The following is an 18628-nucleotide window of genomic DNA, read 5'->3' on the forward strand; positions in this document are numbered from 1 at the left end:
GTTGCTTGCTCCTTCGTCGCCTACGCAACTGCCGCTGATCGGCGGGACGGCCGCGACCCGCCGCTGCGCGGCGGGACCCTCCTCGAGGTCGGGTCGTGCGGGGCTGGGTTGTCAGATCACGCCCGGGATCAGCGCCTTGCGGTGCGCCGGGTAGTCGACGAACTTCTCCCGGTACCAGCGGTGCGTCGCGAAGGCGCGCGGCACCAGGTTGCCCGCGGTGATCAGGAAGATCGCCACACCCGCCAGCGACCAGGTCAGCAGCGCGAACCCGGCCCAGGCGATCAGTTCGCCCAGGTAGGCCGGGCTGCTGACGAACCGGAAGCCGCCGCCGTACGGGATGCGGTACTCGGCGGCGCCGGGGTTGTCCTTGTCGCGCAGATTGCGCACGATCGCCTCGGACCGCACCAGCAGCGCGAATCCGCACAGATACACGACGAGCCCGATCAGGAACCGAGGGTCGGTGAGCCAGGCGGTGCCGTACTGGTTCTTGTAGTCGTTGCTGAAGAACGCGCCGTTGAGGTAGCCGTGCAGCGAGGTCACGAACACCCCGGCCGCGACCACCGAGAAGTTGAAGCTGCTCTTCTTGCCCGGCACCTGCCGGATCGAGAGCGGGAAGAACCAGCCGCGATTGCCGTAGTGCAGCAGCCAGATCGCCGCCAGCACCAGCGCACCGGTTCGAAACGATCGGGGCCGCTGAAGTAGAACACCGCGAAAACGACGGTAGCGGGCAGTTCCATCAACCACCAGCCCAGCTTGGGGTTGAGATTGAAGCCGATCGAGGTCGAGGCGAAGCGGCCGTAGGGACTCTGCGCGAACAGCCCGCCAACGATCACGAACGCGGCGAAGGCGAAGGCGATGGCCAGCACCGTGTCGTAGGTGGCGTTCCCGGTGTACCAGTCCATCGAGATTCCTTTGTCCAACAGCGCGCCGGGCACGATCGCCGACGCAAAACTAGAACACGTTCTATCATGGATCGGGCAGGGGAAGCGTGACTATGGAGGACCTACATGCCGTTGGATCGGACCGCTGAAGACCTGCTGGCGGCGGTGCAGGCGTCGCCGCGCGCGGTGGCAGCGCACGACAAGAACACCTGGGTCGGCCTGTTCGTCGACAACGCCGCGGTGCACGATCCCTACGGCGCGCGCGAGCACATCGGCCGGGAGGCGATCTCGCGGTTCTACAACGTCTTCATCGCGCCCAACTCCATCGTCTTCCGGGTCGAACGCGACCTCGTCGCCGGGCGCACGGTGGTGCGTGACCTGCACATCGAGACGACCATGTCGACCGGCGCCACCGTCACCGTGCCCATGCACCTGCGCTACGACCTGATCGAATCCGGGGGCGGCTGGCGGATCGCGCGACTGGCCGCGCACTGGGAACTGGCGGTGATGATCCGGCGGCTGCTCGGCACTGGCCCGTCCGGGCTGCTGGCCGGGTGCAAGCTCGGCCCGCAACTGGTCACCGAGCTGGGCACCGGTGGGGCGATGGGCATGATGCGTGGTCTGCGTGGTGTCGGCGCGACGGGCAAACGGGTCGTCGGCCGGTTGTTCGGCGCCGCCGCGGCGGGCGATGTGGCCGGTGTACGGGACCTGCTCGGTGCGCGCGCGGCGGTGGAGCTGCCCGCCGGGCATCCGGTCGACGCGGCGGAGTTCGCCGAGCTCGCGCGAGACATGGAGTGGGACAAGCTGATCGCCGCCGGGCGCACGGTCAGCGCCAGCGTGCGGATCGGCGCGGCGCGCGGCGTGGCCTTCGTCGACTTCGCGGCCGACGAGCCGCGGATCGTGGCCGTGACGGTCTTCCTCGACGGGCCGCTGCCCGGCCGCTAGCCGTTTTGTTCCGGCCGCCGGGCGCGAACCGAGGCGATGGCGGACCGGCGCGCCGCCTGACCCGGGTGCGTTGGCCGATCACCGGCGGTAGGTTGGGGCCAGGCCGAGGTCTGGAGGTTCGTGTGCATCTGCGTGGTGTGGTTCTTCCCGGCGACGAGGAACGTGATCTGTGGGTCGTCGACGGTGTCGTCACCTTCGAGCCGGTGCGCGGGGCTGAAACCCTCTGTCACACAGGGTGGATCGTGCCCGGCCTCGTCGATGCCCACTGCCACGTCGGCATCCGTTACGGCGGCGGCGACGAGACCCGCGACGGTGCGATCGAACAGGCGGAGACCGAACGCGACGCGGGCGCCCTGCTGCTGCGCGACGCGGGCTCGCCGATCGACACCCACTTCATCGACGAGCACGCCGAGCTGCCCCGCATCATCCGTGCGGGCCGCCACATCGCCCGCCCGAGGCGCTACATCCGCGAACTCGGCATCGAACTCGACGACGAACGCGACCTGCCCGAGATCGTCGCCGAACAGGCCCGCTTCGGCGACGGCTGGGTGAAGATCGTCGGCGACTGGATCGATCGATCCGCCGGCGACCTGCGCCCGCTGTGGAGCGACGACATCCTGAAGCAGGCCATCGACGCCGCCCACGCCAACGGCGCCCGCGTCACCGCCCACGTCTTCGGCGAGGACGCCCTGCCCGGCCTGATCAACGCGGGCATCGACTGCCTCGAACACGGCACCGGCATCACCGACGACACCATCGAACTGATGCTCGCCAACGGCACCGCCCTTGTCCCCACCCTGATCAATATCGACACCTTCCCCAGCATCGCCGACGGCGCCACCAAGTTCCCCGTCTACGCCGCCCACATGCGCGACCTGCATCGCCGGGTCCGCGACACCGTCGGCCGCGCCCACGAGGCAGGCGTCCCCATCTACGCGGGCACCGACGCGGGCGGCGGCATCCGCCACGGCCGCATCGCCGACGAGATCGCCGCCCTCACCGGCGCGGGCCTGTCCCCCCACGAAGCCCTCGGCGCCGCCTCCTGGAACGCCCGCACCTGGCTCGGCCGCCCGAGCATCGACGAGGGCGCCCCCGCCGACTTCGTCGTCTACGCCGACGACCCCCGGGCCGACCTGGCCGCCCTCACCGACCCGCAATGGGTCGTCCTGCGCGGCCTCGTCGTCAAAACCCCGAACCCCGTCACCGGCCACCGGTGATTGGTGGGGCGGTCGCGTTTGCGGAGTTGATGGGCGTTGCGCACGCACTACGCGCATCGACCTGGGCGAACTCTGTGTATTTCGCACGTGCTACGCACTCAGCCCTGGACAAGCTCTTATACAGTGGGGTCGAGCGGTACCGCTAACCAGTTTCCACGAGGTTCGTCGGTCACCGCGTACCTCCGGGTATTGCACGAGTTCGGTTCGAGCGAGCGCGACGCGAACGGGAGATCGGACGGAATGACCATGAGCGCCGAGGTTTCGATGTTTCACCCGCTGGGCCCGAATACTGTGGAAGATTGGCTCGTCGAAGAGCAGCCGGCCGATGGATCGCGACTCGAACTCATCTGGGGGTACCTGTACATGACGCCGCCGCCGGGTGGTCCGCATCAGTACGCCTCGTTCGAGTTGGCCGTGATGTTGCGAGATGCGCTGCGGGCAGCGGAACGGTTCGACCTCCACGTTCTTCCTGCTGTGGGTGTTCGTATCAGCACGCCCTTGCGTACCGCGTTCATCCCGGACATCTCCGTGGTGGTCGGTGGGATCAACCATGTCAGCTTCGCGGCCGAGAACATTCTCCTCGCGGTGGAGGTCTGGTCACCCGGAAACACTCGGGAAGAGCGCGATACCAAGATCGCGGCCTACGCCGCCGCGCGGGTGCCGTACTTGTGGATCATCGAGCTGCCCGACGGTAAGCCGGCTCGATTCTGGGGCTACAGCCTGGGGGAGACCGGCTATCGGCAAGAAGTTTTTGCCCGCGACGGGGAAGCCGTGAAAGTGCCCGGCCCGGTACCGGTCGTCGTCGACACCGCGCAGTTGCGCTGAGGCGGCGGCGGTCGAGCCGATTTCAGCTGCGCTCGACCCGTCTGGCACAATGGTCAACCGTCCTTCCTGGACAGTGTCAGCCCGTCTCCGGTTACGTACCGCGCGGCGGTCACACACTCCATGCGCGAAACCGGACCCGCAGACCATGCGGGTCGCCGAATCGCGTGGTGACCAACTATCGAAAGAGGCAGATCAGCATGGCTGTTCGCATCAAGCTCACCCGCCTGGGCAAGATCCGCAACCCGCAGTACCGCGTCGTCGTCGCCGACGCACGCACCCGTCGTGACGGCCGGGCCATCGAGGCCATCGGCAAGTACCACCCGAAGGAAGAGCCTTCGCTGATCGAGATCGATGCCGATCGCGTGGCGTACTGGCTGTCCGTCGGCGCGCAGCCGACCGAGTCGGTGCAGCGTCTGCTGGAGATCACCGGCGACTGGCAGAAGTTCAAGGGCCTGCCGGGCACCGAGGGCACCCTCAAGGTGAAGGCCGCCAAGCCGTCCAAGCTCGACCTGTTCAACGCCGCGCTGGCCGCCGCCGACAACGAGCCCGTCGCCGAGGCCGTCACCCCGAAGAAGAAGGCCGCCAAGAAGGACGAGGCCGCCGAAGAGGCCGCCACCGAGGCTGCCGAGTAATGACTGCCGTTGTTGCCGATGCCGTCGAACATCTGGTTCGCGGCATCGTCGCCAACCCCGATGACGTCCGCGTCGAGCTGATCACCGGCCGCCGCGGACGCACCGTCGAGGTGCACGTCCATCCTGAGGACCTGGGCAAGGTGATCGGGCGCGGTGGTCGTACCGCGACCGCGCTGCGCACCCTGGTCGCCGGTATCGGCGGCCGTGGGATCCGGGTCGACGTGGTCGACACCGACGCCTAGATGGAACTCGTCGTAGGTCGAGTCGCCAAGTCGCACGGCGTGCGCGGCGAACTCGTCGTCGAGGTGCGCACCGACGAGCCGGAACTCCGGTTCGCTCCCGGCGCCACCCTGCACGGCAGGATGCCGAAATCCGCGGCGACCCGTGACTACACCGTGAAGTCGGCCCGAGAGCACTCGGGCCGGCTTCTGGTGTTCGTCGACGGCATCGACGACCGCACCGCCGCCGACGCACTGCGCGGCCTGCTGTTCGTCGTCGACAGCGAGTCGCTGCCGCCGTCCGACGACGAGGACGCCTTCTACGACCACGAGCTCGAAGGCCTGCGCGTCGAACTCGGCGACGGCACCGTCGTCGGCGAGGTCACCGAGGTGCTGCATTCGGCCGCGGGCGAGCTGCTGTCGGTGCGCGCCGCCGACGACGGCCGCGAAATTCTCATTCCCTTTGTCACCGCCATCGTGCCGACCGTGTCGATCGCCGATGGACTGGTGGTCATCACGCCGCCCGAGGGCCTGCTCGATCCGGAGTAATTCGTGCAACTCGACGTCGTCACGATCTTCCCGGAGTATCTCGAGCCGCTGCGGACCGCGCTGCTCGGCAAGGCCGTCGACAAGGGCCTGATCTCGGTCGGCGTGCACGATCTGCGTGACTGGACCCACGACGTGCACAAGTCCGTCGACGATTCGCCCTACGGCGGCGGTCCGGGCATGGTCATGAAGCCCACCGTCTGGGGCGACGCGCTCGACGCGGTGTGCCCCGACGACGCCCTGCTCGTCGTCCCCACCCCGGCCGGTGTGCCGTTCACCCAGGCCACCGCGCAACGCTGGTCCACCGAGAAACACCTCGTCTTCGCGTGTGGTCGCTACGAGGGCATCGATCAGCGCGTGTTCGACGATGCCGCCCGCCGCGTCCGCGTCGAAGAGGTGAGCATCGGCGACTACGTCCTCATCGGCGGCGAGGCCGCGGTGCTGGTGATGACCGAGGCCGTGGTCCGGCTGATCCCGGGCGTGCTCGGCAATCAGCAGTCCCACCAGGAGGATTCGTTCTCCGACGGTCTGCTGGAAGGGCCGAGCTACACCCGTCCGGTCTCGTGGCGCGGCCTGGACGTGCCGCCGATCCTGCTGTCCGGCGATCACGCCAAGGTGGCCGCGTGGCGCCACGAGCGGTCCCTGGAACGCACCCGCGCGCGCAGGCCGGATCTACTGCCGGAGCAGTAACCGCCGGCCTACATCGACGCGGCGCGGGTGGTGATGGCGAACGGGTGCCCGGCCGGGTCGAGCAATACCCGCCAGCGCGGATCCTGTTGCACCGGAGCCGGTTTGGCGCCGATCGCCAGCGCGTGCTGCTCACACAGATCCAGGTCGGCGTCGGCAGCCAGCTCCAGCTGTACCGCGGCGCTGCCCGGCCATTGCGGCGGGAAGTAGTTCTCGACGCGTTGCGCCGCCAGGGTCAATCCCGACGGTATGCGGATACCCACGCTGTGGGCGTCGTTCCACAGCACACGGCCACCGAGCAGCCCGAGGTAGAAGCGGGCGAGGGACTCGGGGTCGTCACAGTCCAGCGAGACGCCGGCCAATTGAAAAGGCTCCGTCATCGGACCGACGGTACCGGTCGGGATGGACGCCGAGATTGTTTTGTCGTAAAGATGTTTGGGTATTCACCGGGGTCATTCGTTGTGTCATCGTCCATGGTGAGGATTACTCGTTCCATCCGGAATGTGTTCGGTGACCGCGGTACTCGGTGCGACGGACGCGGCCGACCGGTCACCGTGCCCATCTGCCCTGGACAGACCGTGCGCCCCTTGGTGATTCGGCGTCCCTGACACTCGGCGCGCTGCGCGCGAGCGAGAGGCGAAACGAGCAGCGGCCGGATCGCCGAACTCGTGCACGGGTGCTCACAGCGACGGAACTTCGCTCGAGAGCGTGACATATTCCACATCAGGGCAGCAGGCGATGACGCCGTGCCAGTGCCACGGCCTCGTGCCGGGTTCGCGCGTCGAGCTTGCTCATAGCCTGCCTCAGGTAGCTCTTGACGGTTTCCGCGCCGAGCGACAGCCGAAGCGCCGCTTCCTGATTCGTGCAACCGAGCGCGATCTGCGCGAGCACGTCGAGTTCGCGCCGCGACAGCCGGGGAACCTCGTCCGACGACTCGCCCGCCAGCACACCGGTCAGCCGATCGCACACACCCGAGAGCCGGTCGCGCATCGCCGCATCACCGGCGGCGGTCGCCATGGCCCGCAGCTCGGCGTGGATCTCGCGCAATTCCTCGGCGACCGCGGGGGTGGCGGCCGGGGCCGGAGCGGTGAGTTCGAGCATCCTGACCCGCCGATCCACCTCGTCGCGGATCGCGATCTCGGTCGCCAGCCGCCTGCCTGCCTGCACGATCACCTCGGTGGTGCGATCACCGAGCGGACCGGCGCCGCGGGTGGCCGCGTAGAGCACGGCACGGGGCCGGTCGGCGACCACGACCGGAACGGCGACCACCGACCGCAATCCCTCGCCGCAGACCGGTCCGTCGTAGTGGTGGGTGATCGAGGACGCGCCCCGGTAGTCGGCCACCGCGGCGGGTCGGTGGTGCTCCATCACCTGCCCGCCGAGCCCGGAGGTACGCAGTACCGACAGGCCGCGCAGCCCGGTGGTGATCGTGCCGACGAACTCGGTGAGCAGCAGCGTGTCCTCGTCGACCGGCCCGCCGAAGACCACCGGAACATTCGCCCGGCGCGCCACCCAGCGGATCTCGGCGCGCAGCGCATCGCCGTCGCGGGGACGCAACAGGGAAGTGGCCGGCATCGGTCACCCCTTTTCGGGGGTAGTGGCGAACGTGAGGTGTGCCACATTCTAGGACAGACCTGGTTACCCGTTGAGGAGAACTGCGATGAGTACCGACCTGGACGCGCGGGTGCGCGACCTGCTCGACTGTTACGACGGACCCGAGGCCTGCGCGGCCGAGCTGCTGTGCGACCGGCATCCGGCCGGTCGGGTCGCGTTCACGGTGGTCGAGTCCGATCTGAGCGCGCACGAGCTGACCTACGGCGAGCTGCGTGAGCGGTCGGCCCGTTTCGCGGCGGCGCTGGCCGAGCTCGGTGTCGGTCCAGGGGATCGGGTGGCGACGTTGATGGCGAAGTCCGCCGATCTGGTGGTCGCGCTGCTCGGTATCTGGCGCCGCGGTGCGGTGCACGTGCCGCTGTTCACCGCGTTCGCGCCGCCCGCCATCGGGTTCCGGCTCGGCGCGAGTCACGCGAAGGTGGTCGTCGTCGATGCCGATCAGGCGTCGAAACTGGCTGTGGGCGAAGACATTCCCGCCGACCCGGAGCGCCGGACGATCGTCGTCGGTGCGGCCGATATTCCCGGCGCGCTGTCGTTCGGCGATCTGCTCGCCACGCACCGGTCCGACGACCCCCGCGCGGCCCCTGTGGTGGTCGGCGGTGACGGCCTGCTGGTCCAGCTGTTCACCAGCGGCACAACCGGTACGCCCAAGGGCGTGCCGATCCCGGTGCGCGCCTTGGCCTCCTTCCACGCCTACCAGGAGTTCGCCCTGGATGTGCGCCCCGAGGACGTCTACTGGAACGCGGCCGACCCGGGCTGGGCGTACGGCCTCTACTACGCGATCCTCGCGCCACTGGCGACCGGCGTGCGCAGCCTGCTTCTGCACGCGGGCTTCTCCGCACCGCTCACCCTGGACGTGATGCGCCGCTTCGGCGTCACCAACTTCGCCGCCGCGCCGACGGTCTACCGCGCGTTGCGCGCGGGCGCGGCCCCCGAGGGGATCACGTTGCGCCGGGCGTCGTCGGCGGGGGAACCGCTCACGCCGGACGTCGTCGCCTGGTCGCGGCGCGCGCTCGGCGTCGCCGTCCGCGACCACTACGGCCAGACCGAACACGGCATGGTCATCTGCCACGCCTGGCACCCCGCCGTCGACCGGCCCGCGCCGCTCGGCTCGATGGGTTCCCAGCTGCCCGGCTGGACCTGCGCGGTCCTGGCCGAGGACGCCGACACCGAGGCCGCGCCCGGCGAGATCGGCCGCGTCGCCATCGACACCGATCACAGCCCGCTGCTGTGGTTCCTCGGCTATCTCGACGCTCCCGAGCGCACCGCGAGCCGCTACACCGCCGACGGCCGCTGGTATCTCACCGGTGACGTGGGCGCGCGCGATGCCGACGGTTTCTTCCGCTTCAGCTCGCGCGACGACGACGTGATCATCATGGCGGGCTACCGGATCGGCCCGTTCGAGGTCGAGAGCGTGCTGGTCCTGCACGATCAGGTCGCCGAGGCCGCCGTCGTCGGGATGCCGGACGAGCTGCGCGGCGAGGTGCTCGAAGCCTTCGTCGTCCTGCGTGACGGCGTCGACGGCAGTGCCGAGCTGGCCGCCGAACTTCAGCAACTGGTCAAGGACAAGTTCGCCGCGCACGCCTATCCGCGGACGGTTCATTTCGTCTCGAGTCTGCCCAAGACCCCGAGTGGCAAGGTGCAGCGATTCGTGCTGCGCGGCAAGGAGATCCGCTGATGACCGAACTGAGCTACACCTGTGGACTCGCCGACACCCCGCTGCTCGGTGACACCATCGGCGCCAATCTCGACCGCACCGTCGCGGAGTATCCCGACAACGAAGCGCTGGTCGACCGTCCGACCGGCCGTCGCTGGACCTATCGCGAGCTCGGCGCGGCCGTCGACGCCGTCGCGACCGGACTGGCCGCGAGCGGTATCGGCGCGGGCGACCGGGTCGGGATCTGGGCGCCCAACTGCGCCGAATGGTTCCTGGTCCAGTACGCCACGGCGAAACTGGGCGCGGTCCTGGTCACTATCAATCCCGCCTACCGCACCAGCGAACTCGGGTACGTCCTCGGTCAGGCCGGCGTTCGGCTGCTGATCGCCGCGCCGGAGTTCAAGACCTCCGACTATGTGGCGATGATCGAGCAGGTGCGGCCGAACTGCCCGGCCCTGGAACAGGTGCTGATCCTCGGCACCGACCAGTGGCAGCAGGTGGCGGCCACCGCGCCCGATGCCGCAGGACTGGCCGCGATCGCCGCGACCCTGTCCACCGATGATCCGATCAACATCCAGTACACCTCGGGGACAACGGGTTTCCCGAAGGGCGCGACGCTGAGCCACCACAACATCCTCAACAACGGCTACTTCGTCGGCGAGCTGTGCGGCTACACCGCGGCCGACCGGATCTGCGTGCCGGTGCCGTACTACCACTGCTTCGGCATGGTCATGGGCAATCTCGCGGCGACCTCGCACGGTGCGGCCGTGGTGATTCCGGCGCCGTCGTTCGATCCCGCCGCGACGCTGGCCGCCGTCGCCGCGGAGCGCTGCACCTCGCTCTACGGCGTGCCGACCATGTTCATCGCGATGCTCGCCGCACTCGACGCCGGTGCCACCGCCGACCTGTCGAGTCTGCGCACCGGCATCATGGCGGGCTCGCCGTGCCCGGTGGAGGTGATGAAACGGGTGATCGAGCAGATGGGGATGGCCGAGGTCGCCATCTGTTACGGCATGACCGAGACGTCGCCGGTGTCCACCCAGACCCGCCGTGACGACAGCATCGACCGCCGCACCGCCACCGTCGGCCGGGTCGGCCCGCATCTCGAGGTGAAGGTGATCGACCCGGCGAGCGGACGCACCCTGCCGCGTGGCGAGGCGGGCGAACTGTGCACCCGCGGCTATTCGGTGATGCTCGGCTACTGGGATCAGCCGGACAAGACGGCCGAGGCGATCGACGCCGCCCGCTGGATGCACACCGGTGACATCGGCGTCATGGACGACGACGGCTACCTCTCGGTCACCGGCCGGATCAAGGACATGGTGATCCGCGGCGGCGAGAACATCTACCCCCGCGAAATCGAGGAATTCCTCTACACCCACCCCGATATCGTCGACGCCCAGGTGATCGGCGTCCCCGACGAGAAGTACGGCGAGGAACTCATGGTCTGGCTCCGCCTGCGCGAGGGTGCCGCCGTCCTCGACGCGGCCGCGATCCGCGACTTCTGCACCGGTCGCCTCGCCCACTACAAGATCCCGCGCTACGTGCACGTGGTCGACGAGTTCCCGATGACGGTCACCGGCAAGATCCGCAAAGCGGAGATGCGGGAACTGGCCAAGGATCTGCTCGCCTGACCTGGGAGTCGGCCGGTTGTCGGGGAAGAGCTGTAGTCTCTGCGGTCGTGACGACAGCGCCCGAGACCGACACAACGACCATCCTCGCCAGCGTGGGCAGGCGGATCGCCGACGAGCTGGGGGTGCGCGAGACCCAGGTCCGCGCCGCCGTCGAATTGCTCGACGGCGGTTCGACGGTGCCGTTCATCGCGCGCTACCGCAAGGAGGTCACCGGCGGCCTCGACGATGCCCAGTTGCGCCAGCTCGACGAGCGGCTCGGCTACCTGCGTGAACTCGACGAACGCCGCGGCGCGATCATCGAATCCATCCGCGGCCAAGGCAAACTCGACCCGGCGCTGCACCAGCAGATCATGCTCGCCGAGACCAAGGCCCGCCTCGAGGACATCTACCTGCCGTACAAGCCCAAGCGCCGCACCAAGGCCCAGATCGCCCGCGAAGCCGGGCACGAGCCGGTGGCCGACGCCCTGATCGGCGACCCGGCCACCGACCCGGCCGGCTACACCGCCGAACAGCTCGATGGCGCCCGCGCGATCCTCGTCGAACGCTTCGCCGAGGACGCCGACCTGGTCGGTGAACTCCGCGAGCTCATGTGGAACCGCGGCCAGGTCACCTCGACGGTGCGCGCGGGCAAGGAGGAGGCGGGCGCCAAGTTCGCCGACTACTTCGAGTTCAGCGAGCCGTTCCACAAACTGCCATCGCACCGGATCCTGGCGCTGCTGCGCGGTGAGAAGGAAGAGGTGCTCACCCTGCACCTGGAACCCGACACCGAAGAGCCCGCGCCCGGCGAGCGCACCATCTACGAGGGCCGCATCGCGGTCGCCTTCGGCATCGCCGATCAGGGCCGCCCGGCCGATCCCTGGCTGCTCGACACCGTGCGCTGGGCCTGGCGCACCAAGCTGCAGGTGAGCATGGGCATCGACACCAGGATGCGGTTGCGGCAGGCGGCGGAGAAGGACGCGGTCGACGTGTTCGCCGCGAACCTGCGCGACCTGCTGCTCGCCGCACCGGCGGGCACCCGCACCACCATGGGCCTCGACCCCGGCTACCGCACCGGCGTGAAGGTCGCGGTGGTCGACGCCACCGGCAAGGCCGTGGCGACCGAGGTCATCTACCCGCACAAGCCGCAGGGCCAGACCGAGAAGTCCCTGGCCGTGCTGGCCGCGCTGGTCGCCCGGTTCGATGTCGATCTCATCGCCATCGGCAACGGCACCGCCTCCCGCGAGACCGATGCGCTTGCCACCGAACTGATCTCGCGCATCCCCGAGAACAAGCCGACCAAGATCGTCGTGTCGGAGGCGGGCGCCTCGGTGTACTCGGCCTCGGCCTACGCCTCGGCCGAACTGCCCGACATGGACGTGTCGCTACGCGGCGCTGTCTCCATCGCCCGCCGCCTGCAGGACCCGCTCGCCGAACTGGTGAAGATCGATCCCAAGTCGATCGGCGTCGGCCAGTACCAGCACGATGTCTCCGAGACCCTGCTGGCCCGCTCGCTGGGCGCGGTCGTCGAAGACGCGGTGAACGCGGTCGGTGTCGACGTGAACACCGCCTCGGTGCCGCTGCTCTCGCGTGTGTCGGGTGTGTCCGGCTCGGTGGCGGAAAGCATTGTGGCGCACCGCGACCAGAACGGGCCCTTCCGCAGCCGGACCGCCCTGCTCGAGGTTCCTCGCCTCGGCCCCAAGGCGTTCGAGCAGTGCGCGGGCTTCCTGCGCATCCGCGGCGGTGACGACCCGCTCGACACCTCCGCCGTGCACCCCGAGGCCTACCCGGTCGTGCGGCGCATCCTCGAGCACACCGGCCGCCCGATGGCCGAGGTCATCGGCAACACCGGCACGCTGCGCGCACTGCGGCCCGCCGACTTCACCGACGAGAAGTTCGGTGTGCCGACCGTCAGCGACATCATCGCCGAGCTGGAGAAGCCGGGCCGCGACCCGCGTCCGGAGTTCAAGACCGCCGAATTCGCCGCGGGCGTGGAGAAGGTCGCCGACCTGGAGCCGGGCATGGTGCTCGAAGGCGTCGTCACCAATGTGGCCGCGTTCGGCGCGTTCGTCGATGTCGGCGTGCACCAGGACGGCCTCGTGCATGTCTCGGCCATGTCGCACACCTTCGTCAAGGACCCGCGCGAAGTGGTCAAGTCCGGTGACGTGGTGAAGGTGAAGGTCCTCGAGGTCGACGTCGCCCGGCAGCGGATCGGTTTGAGCTTGCGGCTCGATGACGAGCCGGGCAAGCCCGCGCAGGGGGACAATCGTGGTGGCGGCGCACCGCGCGGCCAGGGCCGAGGTCAGGGCCGTCCGCAGGGCGGTCGTGGCCAGGGTTCGGAACGTGGCCAGGCGCAGGGTCGCAGCCAAGCTCAGGGGCGTGGCGGCAACCAGCGCAAGCCCGCGGCCGAGCCGAGTGGATCCATGGCCGACGCGTTGCGCCGGGCGGGATTCGGCAAGTAACTCGACGACAGGGCGGGCGGCATGGGACGGTGGTTCGAAGACGAAGTGATCGCGCGCGGCCGCCTGCCCCTGTTGTGCTTCCTACTCGGATTCATCCTCGGTTTCGTGGTCATCCGGATCAGCGTGCGGCTGATCAGGGCGCAGGTGCGGTGGTGGCCGGGCAACATCAAGGCGGGCGACACCCACATCCACCACATGGTGTTCGGCGTCATCACGGTGCTGCTCACCGGCATCGGGCTGATCGCGACCGCCGAGGACTCCACCCAGGTCACCTCGAGTGTGCTGGCCGCCCTGTTCGGGATCGGCGCCGCGCTGGTCCTCGACGAGTTCGCCCTGATCTTCTACCTGCGTGACGTCTACTGGGAGGAACAGGGCCGCACCTCGGTGGACGCGGTCTTCGTCGCCCTCGCCGTGACCGGCCTGCTGCTGCTCGGCGTGCAACCGGCGACGTTTCTCGACTACGACGACTTCCGGCAGTCGCGCGGGTTCGGCGTCCGGATCGCCGTGTTCGGCACCCTCGTACTGAACCTGCTGCTGGCCGGAGTGGTGATCGCCAAGGGCAAGATCTGGACCGGGCTGTTCGGCATGTTCTTCACCCCGCTGCTGCTGATCGGCGCCATCCGGCTCAGCCGCCCTGGCGCGCCCTGGGCTCGGTGGCGCTACGGCAACCGGCCCAAGACGATGGGCAGGGCGATCGCCAGGGAGCGGCGATACCGGCGCCCGGTCGTCCGAGCGAAGATCTTCATCCAGGACCTCATCGCGGGGAAACCCGACGTCGAGCACGCCCGCACCGCGGCCGAGGCAGAGTTGCAGCGCACGGTCGTCGCGGCCCCGCCCGCGCCGCCGCCACACCCGCATCTGCTGCCGCGCCGCCGGGCCGACGCCACGGCCGACACCTCGGCAGGCGAGTGAGGCGCGCCTCACCCGATTTCAGTCCGGGCTGCCGGGTCTGGCACAATAAACCGGTTGCCTTGGACGAGTCATGTCCGAGAGCACTCCTGTTCTGAGCATGAACCGGTCGAGCGCGCGAGTGCCGCCAGGTTCCTCTGTTCGCGCAAAGAATCCGAAAAGGTGGAAAATGAACACCCTTGATTTCGTCGACGAGAAGTCGCTGCGTAGCGATGTCCCCGACTTCCGTCCGGGCGACACCCTGAACGTGCACGTGAAGGTCATCGAAGGCTCGAAGGAGCGCATCCAGGTCTTCAAGGGCGTCGTGATCCGGCGTCAGGGCGGCGGCATCGGCGAGACCTTCACGGTCCGCAAGGTGTCCTTCGGTGTCGGTGTCGAGCGCACCTTCCCCGTGCACAGCCCCAACATCGACCACATCGATGTCGTGACCCGCGGTGACGTGCGTCGCGCCAAGCTGTACTACCTGCGCGATCTGCGCGGCAAGGCCGCCAAGATCAAGGAAAAGCGCTGACACAGCGGTAGCTGATTCCAGCACAGAGTTTTCCGGTAGCCCGGCGCTCCGACTTCGGTCGGGTCGCCGGGCTACTCTGTTCGGCGTGGCAGACGAAAGTGGGTCGGTGTCGGTGTCCGATTCGGGTGACGAAGGTGGACGGCGCAAGAGACAGCGCAGCGAGAAGAAGCAGCGCCCGTTCTGGCAGGAGCTGCCGATACTGATCGTGATCGCGGCGGTCATCGCCGCGCTGATGGTCACTTTCATCGGGCGGCCCTACGTGATCCCGTCGCAGTCGATGGAGAACACGCTGCTGATCGGCGACCGCATCTATGTCGAGAAGATCAGCTATTACGGCTCCGAACCCGGCCCCGGCGATGTCGTGGTCTTCGTCGGCCCGCCCTCGTGGAACGGGCACTACAAGTCGATCCGCTCCGACAACACCGTCGTGCGTGGCATCCAGAACTTCCTGTCCTACTTCGGCCTGGTCCCGCCGGACGAGAACGATCTCGTCAAGCGCGTCATCGCCGTCGGCGGGCAGACCGTGCAGTGCTGTGATCCGCAGGGCCGGGTGATGGTCGACGGCAAACCGCTCGACGAGCCGTACATCAAGAAGGACTACCCCTGGTTCACCGACCGCCCCAACGCGGTCTATCCGGCGGGCCGGGTGTTCGGACCGGTGAAGGTGCCCGAGGGCAACCTGTGGGTGATGGGCGACAATCGTAACGAGTCGGCCGATTCCCGCGCCCACGTCAGCGACGATCTGCAGGGCACCGTGCCGGTGGACAATGTGCGCGGCAAGACGGTGTTCAAGATCTGGCCGCCGAGCCGGATGGGCCCGGTACGCAGCCAGAACCCGCAGGAAAACTGACACGCGACGAGACACGGGGACAATCGAACTGTGGGGCAGGATCGGACCAACTGGCCGCCGCGGGTGGTGATGCGCAGGGCCGGGGGACTACGCACACTCGAGGCGGCGCTCATCCGCGGCGGCCTCGGCCCGGTGGCCGGCGTCGACGAGGCGGGCCGCGGCCCGTGCGCCGGGCCGCTGGTGGTCGCCGCGTGCCTGCTGGCGCCCAAGGCCTACGACAAGCTGTCCGGGCTCGACGACTCCAAGAAACTGACCGAGGCGGCCCGTGAGGAGCTGTTCCCGGTCGTCCAGCGGTTGGCGCTGGCGTGGAGCGTGGTGGTGGTGCCCGCCTGGGAGATCGACTCCATCGGCATCCATGTCGCCAATATCGAGGGCATGCGCCGGGCGGTCGCCGGTCTCGGCCGCGTCCCCGGTTACATCCTGACCGACGGTTTCAAGGTTCCCGGCCTGCCCGCACCGTCATTGCCGGTCATCGGCGGCGACGGCACGGCGGCCTGTATCGCCGCGGCGAGCATCCTGGCCAAGGTGACCAGGGACCGGATGATGGTCGAGCTCGACGGGCAGCTGCCCGGATACGGATTCGCCGCGCACAAGGGCTACAACACGCCCGAGCACACCGCCGCGCTGCGGCAGCTCGGACCGAGCACCGAACACCGCCGGTCCTGGCGCAATGTGCGCGAACTCGACGTGCCGGGCGGTAGCCGAGTGGCTTCCCGCGCCGCGCATGCGCGATGATGTCCACTATGAACGCGGCGCTGCTAGAAGGAGGACGGCCCACCCGATGAGTGCTGAGGACCTCGAGAAGTACGAAACCGAGATGGAACTGTCGCTGTACCGCGAGTACAAGGACATCGTCGGCCAGTTCTCGTACGTGGTGGAGACCGAACGTCGCTTCTACCTGGCCAATTCTGTCGAATTGCGGCCGCAGAACGCCGACGGCGAGGTCTACTTCGAAGTGCGGATGAGCGATGCGTGGGTGTGGGACATGTACCGTCCCGCGCGCTTCGTCAAGCACGTGCGAGTGATCACGTTCAAGGACGTGAACATCGAAGAGCTGGAGAAGCCCGACCTCCGTCTGCCGGAGTGAGGGCGCACCGCCGGCCTGGGGTTGTCCACAGGCCGGCGGTTGTCCACAGGTTTGTTGTCCGCCCAGGTCGGCGGGCGGCTGCCGACGGTGCGAGTCGGCATGCTTCGACTCGTGGCAGACAAACAGGCGCTCGGCGCATACGGGGAGAAGCTGGCCGCGCAGTACCTGCGTGAGTCGGGAATGGAGATCGTCGCCCGCAATTGGCGATGCCGGTACGGCGAGCTGGACCTGATCGTCCAGGACCCGACGATCACGGCCTTCGTCGAGGTGAAGACGCGATCGGGGCTGGGATTCGGGACACCGGCCGAATCGGTCACCTTCGGCAAACAGCAGCGGATCCGGCGGCTCGCGCTGCTGTGGCTGGCCGAGCAGGAAGGGCCGTGGCGGCGCATCCGGTTCGACGTGGTGTCGGTGCTGGTCCCGCGGGGGCACCGGCCGGTCATCGACCATCTGGCCGGGGCGTTCTGATGGCGCTCGGTCGGGCGTTGTCGGTGGCAGTGACCGGCGTCGACGGCCAGCTGGTGGAGATCGAGGCCGATATCGGTCAAGGTCTGCCTTCGGTGAATCTGGTCGGGCTGCCCGACACGGCGCTGCAGGAATCGCGCAATCGAGTGCGCTCCGCGGTCGCCAATACGGGGGAGAAGTGGCCGGACGGGCGGGTGATCCTGGCGCTGTCTCCTGCCACGCTGCCGAAGGTGGGCAGCGTCTACGACCTGGCGCTGGCGGTCTCGGTGCTCGACGCCTCCGGCGCCGTGCCGGGGGAGCGGCTGGCCAAGACGGTGCTGCTCGGTGAGCTGGCACTCGACGGCAGGGTGCGCCGGGTGCGCGGGGTGCTGCCCGCCGTCATCGCGGCGCGTACCGCGGGATTGCCGACCGTGGTGGTGCCCGCGGAAGCGGTGGCCGAAGCGGGGCTGGTCGAGGGGATCGAGGTGCTCGGCGCGACGAGTTTGCGGGCGGTGGTCACCTGGTTGCGTGGCGAAGGCAGCCTGCTGGAACCGGACGGGATCGTGCCGGGGGCGCAGGCGCCCAGCGGGGACCTGAGCGATGTGGTCGGCCAGGACGAGGCGCGCTGGGCGCTGGAAGTCGCAGCAGCCGGTGGTCACCATTTGTTGTTGACGGGGCCGCCCGGCATCGGCAAAACGATGCTGGCGCAACGGCTTCCGGGTTTGCTGCCGCCGCTGTCGGAGGTCGAGTCCCTCGAAGTCACCGCGATCCATTCGATGGCGGGGTCGCTGTCCGCGGAGCAGCCGTTGATCACCCTCGCGCCCTTCGTCGCCCCGCATCACTCGACCTCGGTGACCGCGATGATCGGCGGCGGTTCCGGCATGGCCAGACCAGGGGCGGTCAGCCGGGCGCACCGGGGCGTGCTGTTCCTCGACGAATGCGCGGAGATCGGCACGAAAGTGCTGGAGGCACTGCGCACTCCGCTCGAGGAGGGAGAGGTGCGGATCGCCCGGCGCGACGGTGTCGCGCGTTACCCGGCCCGGTTCCAGCTCGTGCTGGCCGCGAACCCCTGCCCGTGCGCGCCCGCCCGGGATGTCGACTGCATTTGCGCGCCGCTGGCTCGGCGCCGCTACCTCGGCAAGCTGTCCGGTCCGCTGCTGGACCGCATCGATATCTGGGTGCAGATGCGCGGCCAAGCGGGCGCGACTTTCGGCGACGAGCAGGCCGAGACCAGCGCCACCGTGGCGGCACGGGTGGCGCAGGCCAGAGCACTGGCCGCGCAGCGCTGGAGTGCCGACGGCTGGGCCACGAATGCCGAAGTGCCCGGACATATTCTGCGACAACGGTTCCGGCTGCCGCGCGAATCGATCGCGCCGATCGAGACGGCATTGCGGCTGGGCCGGATGTCGGCCCGTGGCGCGGACCGGGCGATCCGGGTCGCCTGGACGGTCTGCGACCTGCGCGGCGGAGAGCTCCCGACTGTTCAGGATGTGTTGTCGGCCTTGAACTTCCGGCAGCGGGGCGCGCAGTGAGCGG

The 18628-nt window shown here is 68.8% G+C and carries 19 protein-coding genes and 1 pseudogene; 17 read left to right on the forward strand and 3 right to left on the reverse strand.

What is annotated here, in order from left to right; all coding sequences use genetic code 11:
- Positions 1–111 precede the first annotated feature (111 nt).
- Positions 112–902 (reverse strand): annotated as a pseudogene (locus ACWF9G_RS30880) (3-oxo-5-alpha-steroid 4-dehydrogenase).
- A gap of 105 nt (positions 903–1007) precedes the next feature.
- On the opposite strand from ACWF9G_RS30880, the gene ACWF9G_RS30885 reads away from it, so the two are divergent.
- From ACWF9G_RS30885 to trmD, 7 genes are all read left to right on the forward strand, one after another.
- Positions 1008–1826: a nuclear transport factor 2 family protein gene (locus tag ACWF9G_RS30885; RefSeq protein ID WP_452519631.1), complete on the forward strand. Its 819-nt coding sequence runs from the start codon at positions 1008–1010 to the stop codon at positions 1824–1826.
- A 122-nt stretch (positions 1827–1948) separates the two neighbouring features.
- Positions 1949–3043, forward strand: coding sequence for a metal-dependent hydrolase family protein (locus ACWF9G_RS30890; protein WP_452519632.1), 1095 nt, complete (start codon positions 1949–1951; stop codon positions 3041–3043).
- Between the two features lie 246 nt (positions 3044–3289).
- Positions 3290–3868 carry a Uma2 family endonuclease gene (locus ACWF9G_RS30895; RefSeq protein WP_379304660.1) on the forward strand — a complete coding sequence of 193 codons (579 nt, stop codon included), beginning with the start codon at positions 3290–3292 and terminating at the stop codon, positions 3866–3868.
- Between the two features lie 197 nt (positions 3869–4065).
- A complete protein-coding gene (rpsP, locus tag ACWF9G_RS30900; protein ID WP_379030953.1) occupies positions 4066–4500 on the forward strand; it encodes a 30S ribosomal protein S16 in 435 nt (144 codons plus the stop codon).
- Positions 4500–4742, forward strand: coding sequence for an RNA-binding protein (locus ACWF9G_RS30905; RefSeq protein WP_019048210.1), 243 nt, complete (start codon positions 4500–4502; stop codon positions 4740–4742). The genes rpsP and ACWF9G_RS30905 overlap by 1 nt, the downstream gene beginning before the upstream one ends.
- Positions 4743–5267: a ribosome maturation factor RimM gene (rimM, locus tag ACWF9G_RS30910; RefSeq protein WP_379304661.1), complete on the forward strand. Its 525-nt coding sequence runs from the start codon at positions 4743–4745 to the stop codon at positions 5265–5267.
- 3 nt (positions 5268–5270) lie between these two features.
- The gene (gene trmD, locus ACWF9G_RS30915; protein ID WP_452519633.1) at positions 5271–5954 is read left to right on the forward strand and encodes a tRNA (guanosine(37)-N1)-methyltransferase TrmD; all 684 of its coding nucleotides are present in this window, start codon (positions 5271–5273) and stop codon (positions 5952–5954) included.
- A gap of 8 nt (positions 5955–5962) precedes the next feature.
- Here the strand turns inward: trmD and ACWF9G_RS30920 are convergent, their stop codons facing one another.
- Together ACWF9G_RS30920 and ACWF9G_RS30925 are read right to left on the reverse strand one after the other, a co-directional pair.
- Positions 5963–6331, reverse strand: a complete 369-nt coding sequence (locus ACWF9G_RS30920) for a VOC family protein (RefSeq protein WP_189024392.1) — start codon at positions 6329–6331, stop codon at positions 5963–5965.
- A gap of 343 nt (positions 6332–6674) precedes the next feature.
- Entirely contained in the window at positions 6675–7526 is an 852-nt protein-coding gene (locus ACWF9G_RS30925) for a response regulator transcription factor (RefSeq protein ID WP_452519635.1), read from the reverse strand.
- An 85-nt stretch (positions 7527–7611) separates the two neighbouring features.
- Between ACWF9G_RS30925 and ACWF9G_RS30930 the strand changes: the two genes are divergently transcribed.
- The 10 genes from ACWF9G_RS30930 (at position 7612) to ACWF9G_RS30975 (ending at position 18624) form a co-directional block, all read left to right on the forward strand.
- Positions 7612–9240, forward strand: coding sequence for an AMP-binding protein (locus tag ACWF9G_RS30930; protein WP_379304667.1), 1629 nt, complete (start codon positions 7612–7614; stop codon positions 9238–9240).
- Positions 9240–10853 (forward strand): AMP-binding protein, encoded by a 1614-nt coding sequence (locus ACWF9G_RS30935; RefSeq protein ID WP_452519637.1) that lies wholly within the window; start codon positions 9240–9242, stop codon positions 10851–10853. The genes ACWF9G_RS30930 and ACWF9G_RS30935 overlap by 1 nt, the downstream gene beginning before the upstream one ends.
- Before the next feature lie 47 nt (positions 10854–10900).
- Positions 10901–13291: a Tex family protein gene (locus tag ACWF9G_RS30940; RefSeq protein WP_452519638.1), complete on the forward strand. Its 2391-nt coding sequence runs from the start codon at positions 10901–10903 to the stop codon at positions 13289–13291.
- A gap of 21 nt (positions 13292–13312) precedes the next feature.
- Positions 13313–14203 carry a hypothetical protein gene (locus ACWF9G_RS30945; protein WP_379304673.1) on the forward strand — a complete coding sequence of 297 codons (891 nt, stop codon included), beginning with the start codon at positions 13313–13315 and terminating at the stop codon, positions 14201–14203.
- Positions 14204–14369: 166 nt separating this feature from the next.
- Positions 14370–14711, forward strand: coding sequence for a 50S ribosomal protein L19 (rplS, locus tag ACWF9G_RS30950; RefSeq protein WP_019048201.1), 342 nt, complete (start codon positions 14370–14372; stop codon positions 14709–14711).
- 85 nt (positions 14712–14796) lie between these two features.
- Entirely contained in the window at positions 14797–15561 is a 765-nt protein-coding gene (lepB, locus tag ACWF9G_RS30955; protein WP_452519640.1) for a signal peptidase I, read from the forward strand.
- A gap of 30 nt (positions 15562–15591) precedes the next feature.
- Complete coding sequence (locus ACWF9G_RS30960; RefSeq protein WP_379304677.1) at positions 15592–16296, forward strand: ribonuclease HII; 705 nt, start codon at positions 15592–15594, stop codon at positions 16294–16296.
- Between the two features lie 46 nt (positions 16297–16342).
- On the forward strand, positions 16343–16648 hold the full coding sequence (locus ACWF9G_RS30965; protein WP_011210678.1) for a DUF2469 domain-containing protein: 306 nt from the start codon (positions 16343–16345) through the stop codon (positions 16646–16648).
- A gap of 111 nt (positions 16649–16759) precedes the next feature.
- Positions 16760–17116, forward strand: coding sequence for a YraN family protein (locus ACWF9G_RS30970; protein ID WP_379304679.1), 357 nt, complete (start codon positions 16760–16762; stop codon positions 17114–17116).
- A complete protein-coding gene (locus ACWF9G_RS30975) occupies positions 17116–18624 on the forward strand; it encodes a YifB family Mg chelatase-like AAA ATPase (protein ID WP_452519642.1) in 1509 nt (502 codons plus the stop codon). The genes ACWF9G_RS30970 and ACWF9G_RS30975 overlap by 1 nt, the downstream gene beginning before the upstream one ends.
- Positions 18625–18628 lie beyond the last annotated feature (4 nt).

The organism is Nocardia sp. NPDC055029 (assembly GCF_053608525.1).

Excerpts from the sequence above, each read along its gene's own strand:
- ACWF9G_RS30885 (WP_452519631.1), top strand. The coding sequence starts at position 1,008 with ATGCCGTTGGATCGGACCGCTGAAGACCTGCTGGCGGCGGTGCAGGCG.
- rimM (WP_379304661.1), top strand. The coding sequence starts at position 4,743 with ATGGAACTCGTCGTAGGTCGAGTCGCCAAGTCGCACGGCGTGCGCGGC.
- ACWF9G_RS30925 (WP_452519635.1), bottom strand. The coding sequence starts at position 7,526 with ATGCCGGCCACTTCCCTGTTGCGTCCCCGCGACGGCGATGCGCTGCGC.
- ACWF9G_RS30895 (WP_379304660.1), top strand. The coding sequence starts at position 3,290 with ATGAGCGCCGAGGTTTCGATGTTTCACCCGCTGGGCCCGAATACTGTG.
- ACWF9G_RS30905 (WP_019048210.1), top strand. The coding sequence starts at position 4,500 with ATGACTGCCGTTGTTGCCGATGCCGTCGAACATCTGGTTCGCGGCATC.
- rplS (WP_019048201.1), top strand. The coding sequence starts at position 14,370 with ATGAACACCCTTGATTTCGTCGACGAGAAGTCGCTGCGTAGCGATGTC.
- ACWF9G_RS30975 (WP_452519642.1), top strand. The coding sequence starts at position 17,116 with ATGGCGCTCGGTCGGGCGTTGTCGGTGGCAGTGACCGGCGTCGACGGC.
- ACWF9G_RS30930 (WP_379304667.1), top strand. The coding sequence starts at position 7,612 with ATGAGTACCGACCTGGACGCGCGGGTGCGCGACCTGCTCGACTGTTAC.
- ACWF9G_RS30945 (WP_379304673.1), top strand. The coding sequence starts at position 13,313 with ATGGGACGGTGGTTCGAAGACGAAGTGATCGCGCGCGGCCGCCTGCCC.
- ACWF9G_RS30935 (WP_452519637.1), top strand. The coding sequence starts at position 9,240 with ATGACCGAACTGAGCTACACCTGTGGACTCGCCGACACCCCGCTGCTC.
- ACWF9G_RS30920 (WP_189024392.1), bottom strand. The coding sequence starts at position 6,331 with ATGACGGAGCCTTTTCAATTGGCCGGCGTCTCGCTGGACTGTGACGAC.
- rpsP (WP_379030953.1), top strand. The coding sequence starts at position 4,066 with ATGGCTGTTCGCATCAAGCTCACCCGCCTGGGCAAGATCCGCAACCCG.
- ACWF9G_RS30965 (WP_011210678.1), top strand. The coding sequence starts at position 16,343 with ATGAGTGCTGAGGACCTCGAGAAGTACGAAACCGAGATGGAACTGTCG.